Raw genomic sequence first — 393 nt, 5'->3', positions numbered from 1 at the left:
GCATCAACAAGTGAGAGTCTTTCAGACTCAGCAAGTACAAGCACATCAGATAGTGACTCAGCATCAACAAGTGAGAGTGACTCAGACTCAGCAAGTGCAAGCACATCAGATAGTGATTCAGCATCAACAAGTGAGAGTGACTCAGATTCAGCAAGTGTAAGCACATCAGACAGTGAGTCAACATCAACGAGTGAAAGTGATTCAGATTCAGCAAGTGTAAGCACATCAGACAGTGAGTCAACATCAACGAGTGAAAGTGATTCAGATTCAGAAAGTGCAAGCACATCAGATAGTGATTCAGCATCAACGAGTGAAAGTGATTCCGATTCAGTAAGTGCAAGCACATCAGATAGTGATTCAGCATCAACAAGTGAGAGTCTTTCAGACTCAGCA

At 42.7% G+C, this 393-nt stretch carries 1 protein-coding gene; it reads left to right on the top strand.

Going from position 1 to position 393, the window contains the following annotated elements; translation table 11 throughout:
- A partial coding sequence (locus CD127_RS11415; RefSeq protein ID WP_206168814.1) for a hypothetical protein occupies positions 1-393 on the top strand: 393 nt, incomplete at both ends.

It is taken from the genome of Staphylococcus petrasii (genome assembly GCF_002902565.1).
In the GTDB taxonomy this organism is placed as follows: Bacteria; Bacillota; Bacilli; order Staphylococcales; family Staphylococcaceae; genus Staphylococcus; species Staphylococcus petrasii.
Note: the sequence above shows the minus strand (reverse complement) of the source record. Positions and strands in the feature narration are given on the sequence as shown.